We start from the raw sequence: 20,114 nt of genomic DNA, 5'->3' as shown, positions 1-20,114 counted from the left end.
ATGCTAAGTGGGCTATGTTACAGACACAAGAGGGAGTCTGTCACCTGAGCGTCAAATTATGTCTCATCTCTCTATATTTTTAGTTACTTGCTATAAAGTTAGGCAAAACTAGAGGCCTATCGACTCTAATCTTTTTCCTTGGGTTTCTTCACCCAATATCAAAATTACAGCAGCAACCAAAAGCAAAACAACTGTAAACATCATAAAAACGTGGCTAAATCCATTCTTAGCCACCATCATATGTGTGACAACGATCGGCGCCAAAATCCCGCCTAAACGCCCCATTGCCGAAGCCCAACCAGAACCAAAAGCTCGAATATTGGCTGGGTATTGCTCTGGCGTATAGGTATACAGCACGCCCCATGCTCCTAAATTAAAGAATGACATGAGGCAGCCCCAAAACATAATGCTGTTCACACTGTCGGCTTGTCCAAAGAAATATGCAGACAATGCACAAAAGCCAATAAAAGAAGCCAGTGTAATCTTTCTTCCCAAGCGCTCTACAAACCATGCAGCTGCCAAGTAACCGGGTAGCTGTGCCAAAATCATAAGAAGAACATATTCAAAAGATTTAACAATGTCATAGCCTTGTTTCACCAATAAACTCGGTAACCAAGTGAAAATGCCATAGTATGAATACACAATCCCAAACCAAATGAGCCAGAGCATTAAACTACGGCGTGCAAAAGGACCACTCCAAAGTTGTTTAAAAGAAACCTTTTGTCGTATAGCTACAGGCATGACTTCAATATGATGGACAATTTGAACACCAGCTTGAGCTTCTAATTTTTGAACTAATGCATGCGCTTCTTCAATACGACCACGATTAATGAGATACGGTATCGACTCAGGGAGTTTTTTCCAAATCACTAAAATATAAATCAGTGGAAGGCCACCCATGAGAAATGCAATATGCCAACCAAACTTAGGAATAATAAAATAAGAAATTAATGCAGCAACTAACCAGCCTAAACCCCAAAAACTTTCAAGCAATACAATAAAACGACCACGTACATGTGCTGGTATATATTCACTAACTAGTGTTACAGCAACAGGCAACTGTCCACCAAGACCAACGCCAACAATAAAACGAAAAATTAATAACCACTTTAAATCTGGCGCAAAAGCACATAAGGCTGTGGCAATACTATAAATTGCCATGGTTGTGGCAAATATTGTCTTACGGCCAAAACGGTCTGCTAAAGCTCCCGAACAAACTGCGCCAATCGCCATTCCCACAAAGCCAATACTCACAATCCAGCCACTTTCGGCTGGAGTTAATGCCCAGTCTTTGACTAAGGTTGTCATGATAAAAGCAATGATTCCTGTGTCCATCGCATCAAACATCCAACCTAGCCCAACCACCCACAATAATGTGTAGTGGAATTTGCCGATTGGAAGATTTTGTATACGTGAAATCAGGTCCATAGGAAAACTCTACTGGAAAAAGTAAGTGAGCAAGACAATATATTTAATTGTTATAGCATGCTCACATAGCATTCTGCATGATTAATGTTCGTCGGTTGAAGAAGCCGATTCTGCATCATCATCTTTATAAATAAATTTAGGCATTTCTAAACCAAAATAGATGGCAATCAAACGCAGGGTAAAACCGAAAATTAAGGTTGAAATGACGGTTAACTCTAAACTTAATCCTAAATCCTGACATACCCAATAACAGATGACCGCTACAAAAGAAATACTCGCATAAAGTTCGCGACGGAAAACGAACGGGACATCGTTACATAAAATGTCACGTAAAATACCGCCAGAAACTCCGGTCAATACACCAGCTACAGCTGATACGACAAAACCGTGTCCCATTTGCAATGCAATTTGGCAACCAATGATGGTAAACCCGATTAAACCTAAAGCATCGAGCACCAAAAAGATGTTATGTAAGTGACGCATCCATTTGGCAATAATGATTGTGACAAATGCAGCGCAACAAGTCAGAACCAAATATTCAGGATGTTTTACCCAAGTTAAAGGATAGTGGCCGAGTAGTACATCACGTACAGAACCACCACCCAAGGCCGTCACACAGGCAATCAGTACGACACCGAACCAGTCCATACTCCGTCGTCCAGCAGACAATGCACCTGTCATGGCTTCGGCAGTAATCGCAATAATATAAATAACGGTGAGTAACATCGCCCTTTCCCTCAGGCCAAACGGTGGCCGTATTTTAAGGTAAAGTTATATGAATTGTGCACAGCATTGTTTAAATTTTTTTCCGGAGCCACATACACACGGTTGTTTCATCGTGACATGCATATCTACCGTGGGGTCAAGAAAAAACCATTGTTGTTGGTGACATACAAAATGTGAAACCTCATGGTGAACCTGAGCTTTTTGTCCATCATGATAATGCGCCTTGAACTCAACCTGCGCATGCGTTTTGTCTAATTTTTCTTTGGCCTGAATAACGTCTAAACCCAGCCATTGATTTTGTTTACTCCAGTCTGCAATAGCCTCTTTATCAAGCGCAGTTTGCTGACCCAAAGCAGTTGTTTTCACAATATAGTCAATTTGCTGCAATGCAAAAGCACTATAACGCGAACGCATCAGCTGCTCTGCTGTGAGGGCTTTTGCTGTGCCTAAATGTAAAGGCTCACAACATTCTGCATAGCTGCCTTTTCCACATGGACAAGTGTGTTGAGTCATTCTGTGTTTCTCAAATAAAAAAATAGCTCAGATTTGAGCTATTTTATGATGTTTCTAGACTTGAAATGTCATTTAATCTTTTGATTCACCTTGTTCGATAGAAACAATATGAACTTTCTCGATTTTATGGCCTTCCATCGTCACCACTTCAAAGCGATAACCATCTGCTTCAACAGTTTCACCATTTTCAGGCAAGCGACCTAAATGGAATAATAAATAGCCCGATAAAGTAGAATACTGTTCACTTTCATCAACCAAATCACGGCCTAATAACAAAGATACATGGCGAATGTCGGTTGAACCTTCAAGTATTAATGAACCATCTTCCAAGCTCTCAGCTGCTGCATCTAGTTCATCTTCATCTGGGAATTCACCCGCAATTGCTTCTAAGATATCGATTGGTGTTGCAATACCTTCAATTGAACCGTATTCATTTAAAACGATTGCCATTTGTAAAGGCGCTTGACGTAATTGCTCCATCACCATAAGTACCTGAGCATTTTCATGCACAATGACAGGTTCACGTAAATGCTTTTGGAAATCGACCACACCAGTTTCAATAAAGCCATTCAAAACTTTATGAGTGAGTGCAATACCCTCAATATTATCAAGCTCACCACGTGCAACAATCAAACGAGAGTGTGTCATTGACATTAAACGTTCTTTTAAAACTTCAGGCTCATCGTCTAAATCAATCCATTCAAGTTCAGGTCGTGGCGTCATTACGGACTTTACTGGACGTTCTGATAAACCAAGAACACCTTGCACAAGTACACTATGATAAACACCATTGTCTTCATCAAAAACTTCATCTGCAAAAGCTTGAGTAGCTAATACGTCCTCTTTATCAGAAGATTGTGTATCTGAGCTAGAGCCACTGTTTTTACTTCCTAGCATACGTAAAACCGCAGAGGCAGTGCGATAACGCAAGTCTGTGGTTGTAACCAGCTTTTCCTGATTGCGGCGCATGCTCTGATTGATAATTTCTACCAAAACAGAGAAGCCAATTGCAGCATATAAGTAGCCCTTCGGAATATGGAAACCAAAACCTTCCACGACCAAAGAGAAACCAATCATCATCAAGAAACCAAGACACAGAATAACGACCGTTGGATGCTTATTAACAAAGTCCATGAGTGGTCTTGATGCCCACAACATGATTCCGATAGCAATTACAACGGCAACCATCATGATTGATAGCTCTTTCACCATACCTACAGCTGTAATCACACTATCTAACGAGAACACAGCATCAAGCACAACAATCTGGACAATGACCATCCAGAACGCAGCATGAACAGGATTATCTTCTTTATGAAGTTGGTTACCTTCCATTCGTTCATGCAATTCCATGGTGCCTTTAAAGAGCAAGAACACACCACCGAACAACAAAATCAAATCACGACCAGAGAATGGATGATTAAGAATATGGAAGAGTGGTTCAGTCAGAGTCACAACCCAAGCAATCGAAGCTAAAAGTATTAGACGCATTCCTAAGGCTAATACTAATCCCAGTTTTCGAGCCTTACCACGCTGCTCTGGCGGCAGTTTTTCGGCCAAAATAGCGATGAAAACGAGGTTATCGATCCCCAATACAATTTCAAGAACGATTAAAGTAGCTAAGCCCACCCAAGCGGAGGGATCAGACATCCATTCAAAGATCATCGATCCTGCTCCTGCGCTGACTGGATTTTATCTTTATTTGGCAACACAGCAGGCATGCCCATACAAAGGAGGGAAAATGTTTTTTTAGGACAAGAAATTAAAACGGAGCGACTACAACCACTACCCATATTTGTTCATATGTTGTTAAACGAATTTTTAGTATAGGCAAGATTTAATAGAAATTCATCATTTTTATTTGTTCATGAAGGGCATTCACCAAACCCATACAAAACATGAATCTTTCTTATAAATCTGCTTATAAAGTTGTCATATCTTTGGCTTAGTGTAGACAAGAAATATGAACGTGATAAGGTGAAAATAAAGCAATGAATAGCGTATTAACAATGGCAGTAAATGATTCATCTATAACAGCTGTAAAAACAAAACAACCTCTTATTGCATTATATTGTGGTTCACGTGTAGGAAATAATCCAATCTATCGAGAAAAGGCAATTGAACTCGCTCGCGGCATTGCTGAGCAAGGCTTTGGTTTGGTCTACGGCGGTGCAAGCATTGGCTTAATGGGACAAGTAGCCGACAGCGTACTCGAAAATGGCGGTGAAGCTGTGGGAGTGATCCCTGATTTTATGCTCAACTATGAAGAAGCACACTCAAGATTAACCGAATTACACGTGGTAGAAACCATGCATGAGCGCAAAGCCATGATGGCTGAACGTGCAAGTGCATTTGTTGCATTACCGGGTGGTTTAGGAACATTCGAAGAGATATTAGAAATAGCCACTTGGGGTCAACTCAACCAACATCAAAAACCCATGATTTTATATAACGTAAATGGTTTTTATAATGCATTGATTGCTCAGTTAGATCATGCTGTTCAAGAGGGTTTTCTTCCCCTTCAGCACCGAGCTAAATTAATTGTATGTGATGATGTTGATCAGATTTATAACGTCATTAAAAATTTAAAAATGCCGAAAAGATTTGTTGTCTAGTTGCCCACCTACTCTCTATAAAAAAGCGGTTCTGCCGCTTTTTTTGTTTTAACTATTTTCACCGTGCCTTCAAAAGCAATTAGATTTAGTAAAGGGGTACTCAACATTGTCTTACTTTTTTTACTTTCAATTTGTTTTACACTAGACCAAAACGTTAACTTTCAAATGTTATGAATGCCACGCCGACTCACCAAGCCTTGCAACCTGAATATCGCTTACTCGTACTTTTGGTTTCCATTGGCTTTTTTATGCAGGCTTTGGACACAACGATTGTAAATACTGCTATTCCTGCAATGGCTCATCATCTAAATGAAGATCCATTACGCATGCACAGCGTAGTAGTGGCCTATGTTTTATCAGTAGCTGCCTGTATTCCTTTAAGTGGCTGGTTAGCAGACCGCTTTGGTGTTAGAAATATTTTCTTATCGGCAATCGTTATTTTTACTCTGGCTTCTTTAGGTTGTGGTCTTTCTCAAAGTCTCAATGAGCTGTTAGTTTTCCGAGTTATCCAAGGCGTGGGTGGAGCATTATTACTCCCTGTTGGCCGACTATCACTTTTAAAAATTATTCCTCGAACTCAGTTCTTAGCTGCAATGAGCTTAATGAGTCTTGCAGGTTTACTCGGGCCTTTGGCTGGTCCAACTTTAGGCGGCTGGTTAGTTGAAGTTGCAACTTGGCACTGGATTTTTCTCATCAATATTCCTATGGGTATCTTAGGCATCTTAATGACATTAAAAGTCATGCCTAATTTAAAAGAACCTTCAGTCAAAACATTTGATTTAGGCGGCTTCATCTTATTAGTGGTAGCAATGATTGGATGGTCTTTGGGTATCGAACATCTGGCATCACCTGAATATTCAAAATGGTTCAGCATTTCGCTATTAGTCATCGGCATAATCGCAACACTTTGGTATGCCTATCATTCTCATACCCATCAAAACGCATTATTCCGCAGCCGACTCTTTAGAAATAAAATTTATGCGATTGGTATTTTAGGTAATTTCTTTGCCCGCTTTGGTGGTAATGCCTTACCTTTTGTTTTACCGCTCATGTTACAGGTCGCTTTTGGTTTTGAACCTTTTATTGCGGGTTTAATGATGATTCCTCTGGTCTTAGGTTCATTATTTTCAAAGCCAATCGTCAGACCAATTATTCAGAAAATTGGCTACCGACGTTTTTTACTCATCAACACAACGCTGGTCGGGCTATGTATTGCCTCTTTCGCCATCATGACAGTCGATACTCCAACTTGGTTTAGAGCCTTACACTTTTTCTTATTTGGTACATTAAATTCATTACAATTTGTTGGAATGAACACTTTGACCTTAAAAGATTTACCTCAACAAGATGCGAGTAGCGGTAATAGTTTTTTATCGATGATCATGATGCTATCAATGAGTATTGGCGTGGCGCTGGCAGGTACACTCATTAATGTATTTACCAGTTATTATGGTGCCGATCACGTGACAACAGCATTCCATGTCACTTTAATTTGCCTCGGTTGTATCAATGTCATTGCTGCACTTATCTTCTGGCAAATTCCAAAAAATACCCCCGTATAAGCCGTTGCATTTTTAGCGTGGTTTCTCCCTCTTGAATCACGCTATGATGTCGGCTTCAAATCTGTAATGAGTTTTGCATGACCAAACTGGCTAAAATCTTTTTCACAGCACGGTACAATACCTTAATCGGAATTGGCTTAACATGTGTTATGGGAGTTCTGGCTTATTTTGGTCTGTTCTATCAACAAAAAGCCGTTGCACAAGATTATCCAGTTCAAGGATTCGATATTTCTCACCATCAAGGTGATATTGACTGGAAAAAAATATCACCGGAGAAGTTCCAATTCGTTTATTTAAAAGCGACTGAAGGTGGTGATTACAAGGATTCAAAATTTCAAGAAAACTGGCTCAAAGCTCGTGAACATGGGCTTCATGTAGGGGCTTATCACTTTTACCGTCTATGTCGAGATGGTAAGACACAAGCAGATAACTTTATTGCGACTGTGCCTAAAAAATCAGATGCGCTTCCGCCAGTTATTGATCTGGAATACGACAGTAACTGTATTAATACATACACCAAAGAACAATTAATTAAAGAAATTGGCATCATGCATGATCGCTTAAAACACCATTATGGCAAACAGCCCATCTTTTATATTTCTAGAACTTTTTATAACATTGTCTTAGTTGGAAATTTTTCTGCTACTCCCCTTTGGGTTCGTGATTATGAAGCTAAACCTGAACTCAAAGATAAAAGAAAATGGCTCTTTTGGCAGCATAGTAATCAAGGTAAAATTGAAGGGGTGATAAAGCCTGTAGATCTCAATGTCTATGAGGGGTCAGTCAAAGAATGGCACCAATTTTTACAGCACCAAGGCATCGTGAAAGCACAATAATATGCGCAAAATCATTCATATCGATATGGATGCCTTTTATGCATCAGTCGAGCTACGGGAACAACCTGAATTAAGGCATTTACCCGTTGTTATTTCGTCTCATCATCCGCGAGCTGTCATTGCTGCTGCATCTTACCCTGCCCGCGAATTTGGTTTGCGTTCAGCCATGTCGATGAGTCAGGCAAGAAAACTATGCCCTCAAGTCGTTATTATTGAACCAAATTTTGAAAAATATCGCACAGTTTCAGCTCAAATTCACTCGATCTTTCAGCAATATACGCTACTTATTGAGCCATTATCTTTAGATGAAGCTTATTTGGATGTCACTGAGAATTTAAAACAGATTGCGAGTGCAACTGAAGTTGCCATGCATATTCGAGAAGATATTTTCAGATTAACTGGACTCACTGCATCGGCAGGTGTAGCACCCAATAAGTTTTTAGCAAAAATTGCTTCGGACTGGAATAAACCGAATGGTTTATGCGTAATAAAACCTTCGCAGGTTGCTAATTTCATTCAAGATCTTCCACTTAAAAAAATTCCTGGTGTGGGTAAAGTCACTCAAGAAAAATTACAGCAACTTCAACTACATACTTTGGGTGACTTACAGAAAATTGAAGAAGCTATTTTAGTTCACCATTTCGGTAAATATGGTCAACAGCTTTATCTATATGCACAAGGAATTGATCATAGACCTGTTCAAGCTGAAAGAGCTCGCCAACAAATTTCAAAAGAGACTACCTTTGATAGTGATTTTACTTTAGCTCAATGTCAGCCCTATTGGCAGGGATTAGCCGAAAAAGTCTGGCAAAGCTTAGAGAAAAAACAGCTCAATGCACGTGGTGTTAATGTCAAACTTAAACTCAAGAATTTTCAGACTTTACAACATAGTAAAAGCTTTAAAAGACCTATTCAGTCGCTACACGACCTAATCCAAGTTTTATTTTTGTTATTAAATGAAATGCAGATTCCCGAACATTTCCAGTTTCGCTTAATTGGTATAGGGGTTTATCAGTTACAAACCCAATCAGATGACTTTCAACTAAACCTTTGGTGATTGACTACTTTTCACTCAAAAAGAGTGGATTTTGAACAAAATCTATTCCCTTTTGCTCCAAGTTTAGAGTAACCTAATCAGCGCATATTCATTACCCATGTATTTGCAACATGCTTAAAGCAACCTTTACTTTTGGCATACCGTCCTGTGATTGGCGTGACGACCAAATCCGAATATTACAGGGCACAAATGTGCCCTTTTATTAAGATCTCAATTAAAATTTATTCTTTAATAAAAATATTTATATATTACAGTCTTGTTTTTTCATTTTAATATGAGTAATTAAAGAACTATCTTTATAGTAATATTTCAAACTAATTTGTGCTCCTTTATCTAATAGTTCTTTCATTGTTGTATTTTCACAAACATTCTTTATCATTTCCGGAATTCCATTACTTTCAACCCATTCATTCCATTCAATAGGAAGATCAGCCGCATTGAAGTGAATTAAACGGTAAATCATAGTTAACTCCTTACCTTTCGCTTCGACATGCTCGAAATTTGTTTCTCTATCTACCTGTCTTGGTAGATTTTTATTCATTAAATTTGCTCCCAAAGATAACTGTAATTCGAGATCATCTTTTATTCCTTTTTTGCACAAATTCGGTGGGTTAAGTGTTGAATACTCTTCTGTAATATATAGTTTTTTATCATCTTTTCTTGAAACCACCATATAATAGTCATTATCTGAATAACAATTTCTATTACTATACTTAGTGGCTGTAATTTTCGCGGACTCTTGTTCTCTTATAATTTTCACATTGCTCAATTTAATTTGATAAGCCATTCTTTTTATTAATTCAATATTCTCTAAGTTTAACTCTTTAAATTTCTTACCAGTCATACTTATTGTTCTTTCAATACCATCTGGGGCTATACCTGTTGCATGAATTTTTGCATCATCTGCATACATTTCCAACCCTTTAGCATCTGAACTATTTGACAAATTTTCATATTTTTTTAAGAACATCAAATACTGTTGATCTGGATTAAATGCATAAGATATAGAGGTAGTGCTAATTAATATCCATAATATAAATAGTATAATTCTTTTCAACTTGAATATATCCAATTAAGTTTATTTTTATTAATAATATAATACTCAAACTATATAATAAATATTTTCATTAATTATTCTATTTAAATATAAAATTTACAATTTAATATAGTTCGATCAAGTACAATTCATTTTATTTTTTTACTCGGTAATAAATATGACGGTAAAGCGTTTACACGTTACTTCACGCTACTGCGAAGTTGCGATTTCAGGTAATTTAGTACACTTAGCTGGGCAACTCGCAGATGATACAAGCGTAGATGTTACATCACAGACTCAGCAAACTTTAGATAATATTGATCGCTTATTGGCAGAAGCTGGAACCGATAAAACCCACATTCTTTCTGTCATGATTTTTCTAAAAGATATCGAAAAAGATTATGCAGCGATGAATGCTGTTTGGGATGCATGGATTAGTGAAGGACATCCACCAGCGCGTACTTGTGTAGAGTCCAAACTTTATACGCCGGACGTGCTTGTAGAAATGACGGTTGTTGCAGTACTTCCATAATTTTTATAAATATAAATCGAGATTAAATTGAGCAATATCTCTAGTTATATTGCTCAATTTTTTACTGCTTAAATAATTAATGTCAGTATCTTATTAGGGCTTATCAAATTGCTAAGCTTGCCCATACTTGTTATTCAAGATGAGGCACAATTATTTTTAATCTTTATTGCACCGAACTATTATCCAAATCCGACGTTACCTACTTTTTAAGACTTCACAAAAGCATTTGACATTCTTTCTAGCTGTGGCGTTGCATGTAAAGTTGCCATCTCTGTTTCTGGACTCAATAAGTCTCTTCTTAGATCATGATAGTCAGGTACCTCACTATAATGCAGCACGCGATAACCAGCGAGTTGCAACAGACGACGTTCATATTGTTGATGCGCTCGGCGTAAACCATTTTCGCCAAGAACAACAACTACAACAACCTGATAATTTTGATCAAGTACAACAAAATCAGCTGCCATATTTTGATATTTTCGACGTGTATGCGCATATTTTGTAGTTAATAGTGCATCAAAGGATACATGTGCCAATACTGTAAATTTAGGCAAAACTGTTTGTAGTCTGGTTAATGTTATTTGCTCATGACTCGTTAATACTGCACGGCGCTTCAAGGCACTATCATGTTGATGCCTTCGTGAAAGACTTTTCACTGCCATCACAACAGCCAAAAATAATAATAAGATCGTAATTAGATAATACATGGGCTTAATCCTTTAAGTTTTTTATAATGATTTTGCTAGATCACACTTTGTTTTAATTGATAACGACACAGCCGTTCTTTAAAAGGTTCACTTAGTAATTTCACTTGTAGTTATCAAGCTTGGCTTAAATTTAGCCACCCTCACCTTATTTATAATCATAGAGTCAACAACAATCAAGTGCAGCTCGTCAGATTTATGGTATTTATCATTTTTCGTTACGTTTTTTGTACTTTAAATCTGCAAAAATCTCACTATGCGATTTAAATAGAGACATTAAAAACAAAAAAGGCTCTGTTTAAGAGCCTTTTTTATCATTATCCACGAGCTTTTGATTTTGGTTTACTTTTACCACCAAACGGTCTTTTCTCACCTGTTTCACGAGGAGGCAAACCTGTATGCTGGGTTAGAACCTGTCCTTTTTGTGGACGTTTTTGCCCCGCTGCTGAGCGAGATTGCCCCTGACCGCGTTTTGCTGAATCTCCCGCCACAGACGAGTTCTTCTTACGCGCAGATTTATATTCACCTTCAGCAGTACCTTGTGGCTGATAGGTCGGAATCAAATGCTGCTTCGAATTACCAATTAAATCGGCACGGCCCATTTCTTTTAAGGCCTCACGAAGTAATGGCCAGTTGTTTGGATCATGGTAACGTAAGAATGCTTTATGCAAACGACGACGTTTCTCACCTTTTACAATATCAACTTTTTCAGTATAGCGAGCTACTTTAGCAAGCGGGTTTTTACCCGAATAGTACATGGTGGTTGCAGTTGCCATTGGCGATGGATAGAACGTTTGTACCTGATCGGCACGGAAACCATTCTTCTTAAGCCAGATTGCAAGGTGCATCATGTCATAATCTGAAGTACCCGGATGCGCAGCAATAAAGTAAGGAATTAAGTATTGCTCTTTTCCTGCTTCTTTACTGAAACGGTCAAACATTTGCTTGAAACGATCATACGTACCAATACCCGGTTTCATCATCTTCGATAAAGGGCCATTTTCGGTATGCTCTGGAGCAATTTTTAAATAACCGCCAACATGATGTTGTACCAGTTCTTTTACATATTCCGGATTCAGTACGGCAAGGTCATAACGTAAACCTGAACCAATTAGAATCTTCTTCACACCTTTAATCGCACGCGCTTTACGATAAAGCTGTACTAAAGGTGCATGATCAGTATGCAAGTTTTGACAAACACCCGGATATACACAAGAAGGTTTACGGCAGTTCTTTTCAATTTCAGGATCTTTACAATGCAAACGGTACATGTTTGCTGTTGGACCGCCTAAGTCAGAAATAATGCCTGTGAAGTTTGGTGCTGTATCACGGATTTTTTCAATCTCACGTAAGATCGAATCTTCCGAACGGTTTTGAATAATACGTCCTTCATGCTCTGTAATCGAACAGAATGTACAGCCACCAAAACAGCCACGCATAATGTTGACCGAGAATTTGATCATATCAAATGCAGGGAAACGCGCATCGCCATAAGTAGGATGTGGCAAACGTGCATATGGTAAATCAAACACATAGTCCATTTCCTCAGTGGTTAGAGGAATTGGAGGTGGATTGATCCAAACATCACGCTCACCATGGCGTTGAACCAATGCACGTGCATTACCCGGATTAGTTTCAAGATGCAAAATACGGTTTGCATGTGCGTAAAGCACTTGATCATTTGACACTTCTTCAAAAGAAGGTAAACGAATTACCGCTAACTCGCGTGGAGGCAACTTATGTTTAATTGCTTTTGACGGTGCTGGCTTTAATTGCACGATTTGAGTATCGTCGTCTAGTTTATCGCCTTCACGCACAATCGGGTTTGCAACAATCTCTTTCTGGAAATCTTGATACTGAGCTAATGAGTTACCTTTTTCTTTTTCAACCTCACAGCCATCAATATCTTCAGTCATGACATATGGGTTAATAATTGGATCAACACGTCCAATCGTATCTACATCATTACTCGCAACTTCAACAAACTTTGCTTTTGATGCTTTGTTATGTTTATTAATAATAAATGCTGTACCACGAACATCTGTAATCTCGTGGATTTTTTCACCTTTAGCCAAACGATGCATCACATCAATAATGGCACGCTCACCATTACCATACATAAGCAAATCGGCTTTTGAATCCATCAAAATTGAACGACGAACTTTATCTGACCAATAATCGTAGTGTGCAATACGACGTAAACTGCCTTCAATTCCACCTAATAACACAGGTACATCAGGGAATGCTTCACGACAACGCTGGCAATATACTGTTGCTGCACGGTCAGGACGTTTGTTCGGCTCATTGTTTGGAGAGTAAGCATCATCTGAACGAATTTTACGATCTGCCGTATAACGGTTGATCATCGAATCCATATTACCTGCCGTCACCCCCCAAGCAATGGTAGGCTTACCTAAAACGCGGAAGCTTTCAACATTGGTCCAGTCTGGCTGTGCAATAATTCCGACACGAAAACCTTGTGCCTCAAGCACACGTCCAATCACACCTGAAACAAATGACGGATGGTCAATATAGGCATCACCGCAAACTAAAATGAAGTCACAAGCATCCCAGCCGAGTTGATCCATTTCTTCTCGTGACATCGGCAAAAATGGCGCTGGTTCAAAACACGACGCCCAATATTTGTCGTAATCAAACAACGCTTTTGGCGCAGTTTGCATGGTGTAGGCAGTAGACATGGCTTGCGAATCTCGGCTAGCAGATGGAGGAGTGACATCTAAAGATGAAAGCCGATCATTTTAACATGAATTCCATTCATTTTCCCTGTTTATAAAACAAACGAAAACAAGGATGTAAAAATTAATTTGATTAAAGTTTATTCAATATTTTATTCTTCTAATAAATGCGGCGGAATAAAAGCCGCCGCATTTTTAACTCATTTATTTATAAGGTTTAGAACAAAGCTTTTGGCAAACGAATTTGAATAATCTCATTATCGTCAGCCAATTTTGCGTTACGCCCTGTAGAGCCTGGGAAGTTATTATCATTTAGAACAGTCAACGTTGTGCTATTTTCAATGATGACATCTTCAATGGTTTCAAATGGGAAGGCGAAAACTTGTTCTGTCCCAATATCCCCTGCTCTTGCTGTGCCATAAAGTAAATTAGGATTGGCAATTTTAATTAAATCGACTAAATCTTCGCGACTTACTAGTTGGCCTGACTCATTTAATTTAATACGAATTAGTTTTTTATATCCGCCTAAATTATTCTGAGTCGCATCACGCTCAATAATAATGCCTTCTTTATCATTAAAGAGTTGGAAGTCACCAATATTGGTTGCCTTGCTGTCCAATTGGAACCAATAATATTTCCCTGTATACGCTTTTTTCTTCAGATCAAATTGAGAAATCAATAATTGTCGTTCCGTTTCTCGAATTGATTTAATTGGCTTTTCTATAAGAGGGTAAAGAAACTGCCCATCTGGCGAAATCGCCATTCCTTCAAAACCACCACTTTGCTGAACTAGAGGCTCTACAAAATTAATTTGCGCTTTATTAAACTGATTCTGCGGTGAACGTAGTTCTTGCGTCGGATTTAGTGGATTTGGCAGAGCAATTGGAGCATCCAACAACACTCCATCTGCAGAGAAATGAAGTAAATAAGGACCAAACTCATCCCCAATCCAGTAAGTCCCGTCATTAGTACGTTGCATAGATTCTGGATCAAAATCAGCACCCGTTAATAAACGCTCAGCTGTATCACCATTAACGATATTAAATGGAATTAACTTGTTTGGATCACGCAGTTGGATAAAGCTTTGCACAGTAACTTGACCCGTGCCTTTAGCTTTAGTTTTGAAATCAGGCTTTAATTTATAGATACGAAGTAAAAAGTCTGATGAATTATCTTGAGTCCCAAACCCGTTATCGGCCATTGCCATATAACTGCCATCTTCATTTTTTAATGCCGCAGAAAAGCCCTGTACAGGCTGGCCTTTAAATGGAGGATAAATTCCATTTGCACCTTTCACATATGCGCCAGAGTCTGGACCAGCAGCGTAGGTTTCTACGGGTAACTTAGCAAAAGAAATTAGGGTCGGTTCGGTAACGTTTTCAATGGGTGAGGTTTGTTCTTGATCGTTATCATCGTTACATGCTGTCAATCCTAAACTGGCACAGCATAATAATGCGACTAAAGTTTTTTTGCTCATGGTTTTATACAGTCGGTAAAAAATTAAGCAAATTTAATCAAGCTTATATGAAGTTTTTACTTCAAAAAGATGAAATCTTTATGGCGAAAATATGACAAGCTAACTATTCAATACACAGCAAAAATTGAATCTCTTTGATAAAACTGATTAAAGTTTTGTTGGCAGATATTCTCCAGCAATGGCTGCTTTCAAAAAGTTCTGGAACGTCGGGCACTTCATATGGTTTTCAGCAGGACACTCTGCTGCATGTTGTAATCCTTGACTAATAAAATGTAATCGCTTTGCCATTTGCTCTAATTGTTCAGCTTTATCTTTTAATTTTTGACGATCAAGATCAGGTTTACCATCTTGTCCAAACATTGTGGCGATTTCATTTAAAGAAAAACCCGCAGCACGACCTAAAGCAATTAATGCCAATTGATCAAGCACCTGTTTACCATACTGCCGGCGTAAACCTTGCCGCCCTATTGATTTAATTAATCCCTTCTCTTCATAAAAACGTAGCGTTGCTGTTGTGACTTGTGCCTTTTTCGCGACTTCACCAATATCCATAATACCCTCTTGACTTCAAGTGAACTTCAACTTGCACAATAAATTTATCACGTTTCATACGTATAAAAGCAAGGTGTAAAAATGAATATCTCCACATTGTTCTTTCAAGCTTTATGCCTCGGTATCGGGGCAACAGTAATTATGGATATCTGGCTGTTAATATTAAAGATATTCAAAATTCCTACATTAAACTTTGCCTTTCTCGGACGCTGGGTTGGTTGGATATTTCAAGGCAAATTCATACATCAATCCATTGCCCAAAGCTCTCAAATTAAGGGTGAATATTTATTGGGTTGGATTGTTCACTATAGTGTTGGGCTGATTTTTGCCTTGAGCTTTCTTTGCATTGTGGGCTCCGATTGGCTCATTCATCCTCAGTTTTACTCAGCGCTACTTTTTGGTTTAGTCACTGTTCTCATTCCTTTTTTTATTATGCAACCTGCAATGGGTAGTGGTTTCACTTCTTCAAAAACCCCTCATCCATTTTTGAATTGTCTAAAAAGTTTGCTTAACCATAGTGTTTTTGGCTGTGGTTTATATCTCACTGCAAAAATCTTTCAAATTTAAAATAAAGGAAAATCTCATGAAAACCGTTGCTATTATTTACCATAGTCGCCAAGGTCATACTCAGTTTATTGCTCAGCAAATTCAAACTGGCGTATTAAGCCAAAAAAATATTAAAGTAGATCTACTGAGTGCTGAACATCTCATTGAAAATCCTGAAATACTTATCCAATACGATGGCTTAATTTGGGGATCTCCGACTTACTTAGGCGGAGTATCCTCGAAATTAAAACAACTCATGGATGCAACTGGCCCACTATGGAAAAAACAGAGCTTTAAAGGAAAACTAGCGGCTGGGTTTACCGTATCATCCCTTCCTGCAGGCGATAAACAATCGACATTAATTTCACTTTTTATCTTCTGTATGCAACATGGCATGCTATGGATCGGTAATCCAATTCTGCCCGAGCAACATCAAGGTGTGCCTTATTCTGAAGCTGCTAATCGTCTTGGTTCATGGTCAGGATTAATGGCTCAGGCTGAACACGGCAGTAGTCCCGATAGGTTTGATGAAGGAGACATTAAAACTGCTCGATTATTTGGAAATAATTTTGCAATGACCTTGAATGCTTATCTTGGAGTGTAAGATTATGACAGCACAAAGGATTTTATTTCCGCTCATTTTATCCGCAACGATATCATTTATAATTTCAGAAATTACGACTTTCAAAGCAGTAGGACCAGTTCAAAATTTCTTTTCATTATGGATATCCGCATGGGGTATTGCGTGGATATTTGCTTTCCCAAGTGTGTTGATCTGTACTCCTGTAGCACAGAAACTAGTCGACATCGTATTTAAGAAAGTTGAAAAAGTATATCTGTAAGTTAAAACGTACAAAACTTGCGGTGAATTGCGGATATCCAGCTTTAGTATTTTTTTATAATATATGAAACATAGAGAGACAGGATGTCTCATTGAAGAAGAATAAGAACGCAGGAAGCGGTAGTTGACAGGAGTTAGCTACATAAGCTGAATACGAAGGAACCTCGACAGGATGTCGGGGTTTTTTCATTTTAATTATACAAAATTATCACTATTTGCTTGTGCTGAGCAACAGAACTTATATTGATCCATTAGTTACAGCTGAATACCATGATTTCATTTGAAACTTGATTATCGGTTTTATATTTTGCTTACCTCATCTTTATCTAACAATTATTTTAAACCAACTCAAATACACATTTTGAGCCTCAAATTTTTTACAATTGTTTTAATGACAATAATGACGGGATGTACGAGCTTAGGCCCGAATAGTGGTTCATTTTCATGGCGTTCAAATAAACTCTCGTCTGGTTTACAAAAAGCTTATTCTGTTCCACAAAGCACAGCAAATCGATTGTCGCCAATTATTATTCAAAGTGCTGATCAATATAATGTACCTCCTCTTTTACTTGCCGCGGTCATAAGACAAGAGTCTAGTTACAATAGTAGCGCCCTCTCACCTACGGGTGCAGTAGGTTTAACTCAAATTATTCCAAGCTATTGGCAACAAACTTGTGCCGGGAATTTGTATGATGAAACGACTAATATTCAATGTGGGGCCTATATTTTAAATCATTATTATCAGTCGGCTGATAGTTGGTTTAAAGCCACTGCTTATTACAATGTTGGACCTACAGGATATGAGCGAAGTTTCTGGACACGTCACAAAGCTAAGAAATATGCCCGATCTGTTAAACGTCATCAAAAAGCTCTAAAAAGCGCCTTATAAATTAAGGTCAAATAAAAAGCCCATCTGTTGATGGGCTTTTTATACAAGTAATTTTATTCGTCAAATAAACCTTCAAATAGAACAGAAGATAAATAACGTTCTCCACTGTCTGGAAGAATAACAACAATCGTTTTGCCAGCATTTTCAGGACGTTCTGCAATTTTAGCAGCCGCAGCCAAAGCTGCTCCACTTGAAATACCCACTAAAATGCCTTCCTGCGTTGCACAATTTCTTGCCCACTGAATTGCTTCTTCACTAGTTATTGGTAGGACTTCATCAACAAGATCTAAATCAAGATTCTTTGGAATAAAGTTCGCACCAATTCCCTGAATTTTATGCGGTGCAGGTGTAATGTCCTCACCATTTCTAGTTTGAGTAATAATTGGAGACTCAGCAGGTTCAACGGCTACAGAGTACAAAGGTTTATTTTGAACTTGTTCGAAATAACGAGAAATACCAGTAATTGTGCCACCAGTACCTACACCAGCAACCAAAATATCGACTTGCCCCCCTGTTGCTTGCCAAATTTCAGGCCCAGTTGTATCTACATGAATTTGTGGATTTGCTGGATTTTCAAATTGTTGAGGTAGGAAATAAACATCTGGTTGTTCAGCTACTAATCGCACAGCTTCATCAACTGCACCTTTCATCCCTTTCGCTGGTTCAGTTAAAACTAAATTGGCACCAAGTGCTTTTAACACTTTTCTACGCTCAAGACTCATGCTTGCAGGCATAGTTAAAGTAATTGGGTAACCCTTAGCTGCAGCAACAAAAGCCAACGCAATCCCCGTGTTACCACTGGTTGGTTCAATAATATGCATGCCTTCTTTTAACACACCACGCTTTTCTGCATCTGCAATAAGTGCCGCTCCAATACGACACTTCACAGAAAATGCAGGATTCCGACTTTCTACTTTTGCTAATACAGTTGCACCAGTTTTAATCAAACGATTGATACGAACTAAAGGTGTATTACCAATTGCTTCTGCATTATTTGAATAAACTGCGATCCCTAAATTATTGGGTGTTGGAAATTGCTGGTCGGTAGACATGTTATATCCTTATTAGATTTGGAATGATTCTGAATCATTATAAGCTTCTCTAATAAACAGGAAAGTAGAAAAGCTAAGTAATGCCTAAATTATCAAATTAACAACGTGTCTTGTCATAGATTTATTTTTAACAAACAATAATTTAAAAATACTTTAAGAATCAAATTATTAGATTAGATAAATTTATTCCCCTATTTACATACCACATTAAAAATAATAGGAACGCTGGCTAATATTTCACATTATTAAGACTACGCTAATCTTCTGGTCAAACATTAAAGCTAATATTTGTTCAATATTTTATGTAATTAAAACTACCAAACTTCACCCTCTCGCCATTCTGCGCAAATAGTATTCTCTTCTGAACGATGTGATAGTCGATCTGTCAGCTTAGTACTCAAAGGATATAGCATAATTTCATAGTCATCAGTCAGATGAGTAGAAGTATCTTGTTTGATGTATAAATTTCCCCACCATGAAATCCAACCTAATTTTTTATAAAATGCTTCATCTTCTGGTTGTAATGCCGCAAGCCCATATTCCAAAGAAGTTAATGTATCAACTAAATGTCTTAATAATTGCGATGCGAACCCCTTACCCCTCATCTTATAGTCAGTAGTCACATACTCTATATAAGCAGTTTTTACATTGAAACTGCCATTTATGGTGAAAATTCTATCTGTCCACAAAGCATGTGACACAATATTATCATCTAACATGCCTAATAAATGAACAGCAGTTTGCATGAAGGTATATTGACTCCAAGGATCTTCATCAAAAGCAGAAAAACATAGCTCAGCAATCTGTTGTCGCTGTTGCTTATTTAGGTCTTGGGCCGCGATAATTTTAAACTGCATAAGCAGAAGCTCAATTTTAATTGCTCATATCATAAGCAAAGATCGCAATAATATGCAGTATTTTTAATGAACACTACTCTAATGGTTATTTCCAGTCATAAAAAAACACCCTCAACTGTTAAGTTGAGGGTGTTTAGAATAATGAGCTGGCGATGACTTACTCTCACATGGGAAACCCCACACTACCATCAGCGC

20 protein-coding genes are annotated in these 20,114 nt (G+C 38.2%); 9 read left to right on the top strand and 11 right to left on the bottom strand.

Going from position 1 to position 20,114, the window contains the following annotated elements:
* Positions 1-108 precede the first annotated feature (108 nt).
* The 4 genes from niaP to ACLBWE_RS06845 all read right to left on the bottom strand — a co-directional run bounded on the left by niaP (position 109) and on the right by ACLBWE_RS06845 (position 4,332).
* Positions 109-1,428, bottom strand: a complete 1,320-nt coding sequence (gene niaP / locus ACLBWE_RS06860; protein WP_005037373.1) for a niacin transporter NiaP — start codon at positions 1,426-1,428, stop codon at positions 109-111.
* Between the two features lie 81 nt (positions 1,429-1,509).
* The gene (locus tag ACLBWE_RS06855) at positions 1,510-2,154 is read right to left on the bottom strand and encodes a trimeric intracellular cation channel family protein (protein WP_002121256.1); all 645 of its coding nucleotides are present in this window, start codon (positions 2,152-2,154) and stop codon (positions 1,510-1,512) included.
* Between the two features lie 45 nt (positions 2,155-2,199).
* A complete protein-coding gene (locus ACLBWE_RS06850) occupies positions 2,200-2,667 on the bottom strand; it encodes a YchJ family protein (RefSeq protein WP_447601921.1) in 468 nt (155 codons plus the stop codon).
* A 72-nt stretch (positions 2,668-2,739) separates the two neighbouring features.
* Entirely contained in the window at positions 2,740-4,332 is a 1,593-nt protein-coding gene (locus tag ACLBWE_RS06845) for a TerC family protein (RefSeq protein WP_447601919.1), read from the bottom strand.
* 326 nt (positions 4,333-4,658) lie between these two features.
* On the opposite strand from ACLBWE_RS06845, the gene ACLBWE_RS06840 reads away from it, so the two are divergent.
* From ACLBWE_RS06840 to dinB, 4 genes are all read left to right on the top strand, one after another.
* Positions 4,659-5,282, top strand: coding sequence for an LOG family protein (locus ACLBWE_RS06840; RefSeq protein WP_311076288.1), 624 nt, complete (start codon positions 4,659-4,661; stop codon positions 5,280-5,282).
* Positions 5,283-5,452: 170 nt separating this feature from the next.
* Complete coding sequence (gene mdtD, locus ACLBWE_RS06835; RefSeq protein WP_348951490.1) at positions 5,453-6,844, top strand: multidrug transporter subunit MdtD; 1,392 nt, start codon at positions 5,453-5,455, stop codon at positions 6,842-6,844.
* A gap of 77 nt (positions 6,845-6,921) precedes the next feature.
* Positions 6,922-7,680: a glycoside hydrolase family 25 protein gene (locus ACLBWE_RS06830; RefSeq protein ID WP_447601916.1), complete on the top strand. Its 759-nt coding sequence runs from the start codon at positions 6,922-6,924 to the stop codon at positions 7,678-7,680.
* Between the two features lies 1 nt (position 7,681).
* A complete protein-coding gene (gene dinB, locus ACLBWE_RS06825; protein WP_017391135.1) occupies positions 7,682-8,737 on the top strand; it encodes a DNA polymerase IV in 1,056 nt (351 codons plus the stop codon).
* Positions 8,738-8,978: 241 nt separating this feature from the next.
* Here dinB and ACLBWE_RS06820 read toward each other — a convergent pair whose 3' ends face one another.
* Positions 8,979-9,794, bottom strand: coding sequence for a hypothetical protein (locus ACLBWE_RS06820; RefSeq protein WP_447601914.1), 816 nt, complete (start codon positions 9,792-9,794; stop codon positions 8,979-8,981).
* A 157-nt stretch (positions 9,795-9,951) separates the two neighbouring features.
* Here ACLBWE_RS06820 and ACLBWE_RS06815 point away from each other — a divergent pair, with 157 nt between their 5' ends.
* Complete coding sequence (locus ACLBWE_RS06815; protein ID WP_209831395.1) at positions 9,952-10,305, top strand: RidA family protein; 354 nt, start codon at positions 9,952-9,954, stop codon at positions 10,303-10,305.
* Between the two features lie 206 nt (positions 10,306-10,511).
* Here the strand turns inward: ACLBWE_RS06815 and ACLBWE_RS06810 are convergent, their stop codons facing one another.
* From ACLBWE_RS06810 to ACLBWE_RS06795, 4 genes are all read right to left on the bottom strand, one after another.
* Positions 10,512-11,012, bottom strand: a complete 501-nt coding sequence (locus ACLBWE_RS06810; protein ID WP_003654375.1) for a DUF2726 domain-containing protein — start codon at positions 11,010-11,012, stop codon at positions 10,512-10,514.
* 314 nt (positions 11,013-11,326) lie between these two features.
* Positions 11,327-13,708 carry a YgiQ family radical SAM protein gene (locus ACLBWE_RS06805; RefSeq protein ID WP_447601911.1) on the bottom strand — a complete coding sequence of 794 codons (2,382 nt, stop codon included), beginning with the start codon at positions 13,706-13,708 and terminating at the stop codon, positions 11,327-11,329.
* A gap of 214 nt (positions 13,709-13,922) precedes the next feature.
* Entirely contained in the window at positions 13,923-15,182 is a 1,260-nt protein-coding gene (locus ACLBWE_RS06800; protein ID WP_447601909.1) for an esterase-like activity of phytase family protein, read from the bottom strand.
* Positions 15,183-15,329: 147 nt separating this feature from the next.
* Entirely contained in the window at positions 15,330-15,734 is a 405-nt protein-coding gene (locus ACLBWE_RS06795; protein ID WP_447601907.1) for a helix-turn-helix domain-containing protein, read from the bottom strand.
* Positions 15,735-15,815: 81 nt separating this feature from the next.
* Here ACLBWE_RS06795 and ACLBWE_RS06790 point away from each other — a divergent pair, with 81 nt between their 5' ends.
* From ACLBWE_RS06790 to ACLBWE_RS06775, 4 genes are all read left to right on the top strand, one after another.
* Entirely contained in the window at positions 15,816-16,301 is a 486-nt protein-coding gene (locus ACLBWE_RS06790) for a DUF2938 domain-containing protein (protein WP_447601905.1), read from the top strand.
* Between the two features lie 16 nt (positions 16,302-16,317).
* Positions 16,318-16,884, top strand: a complete 567-nt coding sequence (locus ACLBWE_RS06785) for a flavodoxin family protein (RefSeq protein ID WP_447601903.1) — start codon at positions 16,318-16,320, stop codon at positions 16,882-16,884.
* Positions 16,885-16,888: 4 nt separating this feature from the next.
* The gene (locus tag ACLBWE_RS06780) at positions 16,889-17,122 is read left to right on the top strand and encodes a DUF2798 domain-containing protein (protein WP_348951476.1); all 234 of its coding nucleotides are present in this window, start codon (positions 16,889-16,891) and stop codon (positions 17,120-17,122) included.
* Between the two features lie 279 nt (positions 17,123-17,401).
* The gene (locus ACLBWE_RS06775; protein ID WP_348951475.1) at positions 17,402-18,010 is read left to right on the top strand and encodes a lytic transglycosylase domain-containing protein; all 609 of its coding nucleotides are present in this window, start codon (positions 17,402-17,404) and stop codon (positions 18,008-18,010) included.
* Positions 18,011-18,063: 53 nt separating this feature from the next.
* On the opposite strand, the gene cysK is transcribed toward ACLBWE_RS06775, so the two are convergent.
* Positions 18,064-19,062 (bottom strand): cysteine synthase A, encoded by a 999-nt coding sequence (gene cysK / locus ACLBWE_RS06770; protein ID WP_348951473.1) that lies wholly within the window; start codon positions 19,060-19,062, stop codon positions 18,064-18,066.
* A gap of 314 nt (positions 19,063-19,376) precedes the next feature.
* Positions 19,377-19,919: a GNAT family N-acetyltransferase gene (locus ACLBWE_RS06765; protein WP_447601900.1), complete on the bottom strand. Its 543-nt coding sequence runs from the start codon at positions 19,917-19,919 to the stop codon at positions 19,377-19,379.
* Positions 19,920-20,114 lie beyond the last annotated feature (195 nt).

It is taken from the genome of Acinetobacter sp. M5A5_2a (assembly GCF_053345265.1).
The sequence above is the reverse complement of the archived record's forward strand: the minus strand, read 5'-3'. Positions and strand labels throughout refer to the sequence as shown.

Coding starts and splice junctions, on each gene's coding strand:
- ACLBWE_RS06795 (WP_447601907.1), bottom strand. CDS start 15,734: ATGGATATTGGTGAAGTCGCGAAAAAGGCACAAGTCACAACAGCAACG.
- ACLBWE_RS06815 (WP_209831395.1), top strand. CDS start 9,952: ATGACGGTAAAGCGTTTACACGTTACTTCACGCTACTGCGAAGTTGCG.
- ACLBWE_RS06810 (WP_003654375.1), bottom strand. CDS start 11,012: ATGTATTATCTAATTACGATCTTATTATTATTTTTGGCTGTTGTGATG.
- ACLBWE_RS06845 (WP_447601919.1), bottom strand. CDS start 4,332: ATGATCTTTGAATGGATGTCTGATCCCTCCGCTTGGGTGGGCTTAGCT.
- ACLBWE_RS06840 (WP_311076288.1), top strand. CDS start 4,659: ATGAATAGCGTATTAACAATGGCAGTAAATGATTCATCTATAACAGCT.
- ACLBWE_RS06850 (WP_447601921.1), bottom strand. CDS start 2,667: ATGACTCAACACACTTGTCCATGTGGAAAAGGCAGCTATGCAGAATGT.
- niaP (WP_005037373.1), bottom strand. CDS start 1,428: ATGGACCTGATTTCACGTATACAAAATCTTCCAATCGGCAAATTCCAC.
- ACLBWE_RS06805 (WP_447601911.1), bottom strand. CDS start 13,708: ATGTCTACTGCCTACACCATGCAAACTGCGCCAAAAGCGTTGTTTGAT.
- mdtD (WP_348951490.1), top strand. CDS start 5,453: ATGAATGCCACGCCGACTCACCAAGCCTTGCAACCTGAATATCGCTTA.
- dinB (WP_017391135.1), top strand. CDS start 7,682: ATGCGCAAAATCATTCATATCGATATGGATGCCTTTTATGCATCAGTC.
- cysK (WP_348951473.1), bottom strand. CDS start 19,062: ATGTCTACCGACCAGCAATTTCCAACACCCAATAATTTAGGGATCGCA.
- ACLBWE_RS06785 (WP_447601903.1), top strand. CDS start 16,318: ATGAAAACCGTTGCTATTATTTACCATAGTCGCCAAGGTCATACTCAG.
- ACLBWE_RS06765 (WP_447601900.1), bottom strand. CDS start 19,919: ATGCAGTTTAAAATTATCGCGGCCCAAGACCTAAATAAGCAACAGCGA.
- ACLBWE_RS06830 (WP_447601916.1), top strand. CDS start 6,922: ATGACCAAACTGGCTAAAATCTTTTTCACAGCACGGTACAATACCTTA.
- ACLBWE_RS06790 (WP_447601905.1), top strand. CDS start 15,816: ATGAATATCTCCACATTGTTCTTTCAAGCTTTATGCCTCGGTATCGGG.
- ACLBWE_RS06800 (WP_447601909.1), bottom strand. CDS start 15,182: ATGAGCAAAAAAACTTTAGTCGCATTATTATGCTGTGCCAGTTTAGGA.
- ACLBWE_RS06780 (WP_348951476.1), top strand. CDS start 16,889: ATGACAGCACAAAGGATTTTATTTCCGCTCATTTTATCCGCAACGATA.
- ACLBWE_RS06855 (WP_002121256.1), bottom strand. CDS start 2,154: ATGTTACTCACCGTTATTTATATTATTGCGATTACTGCCGAAGCCATG.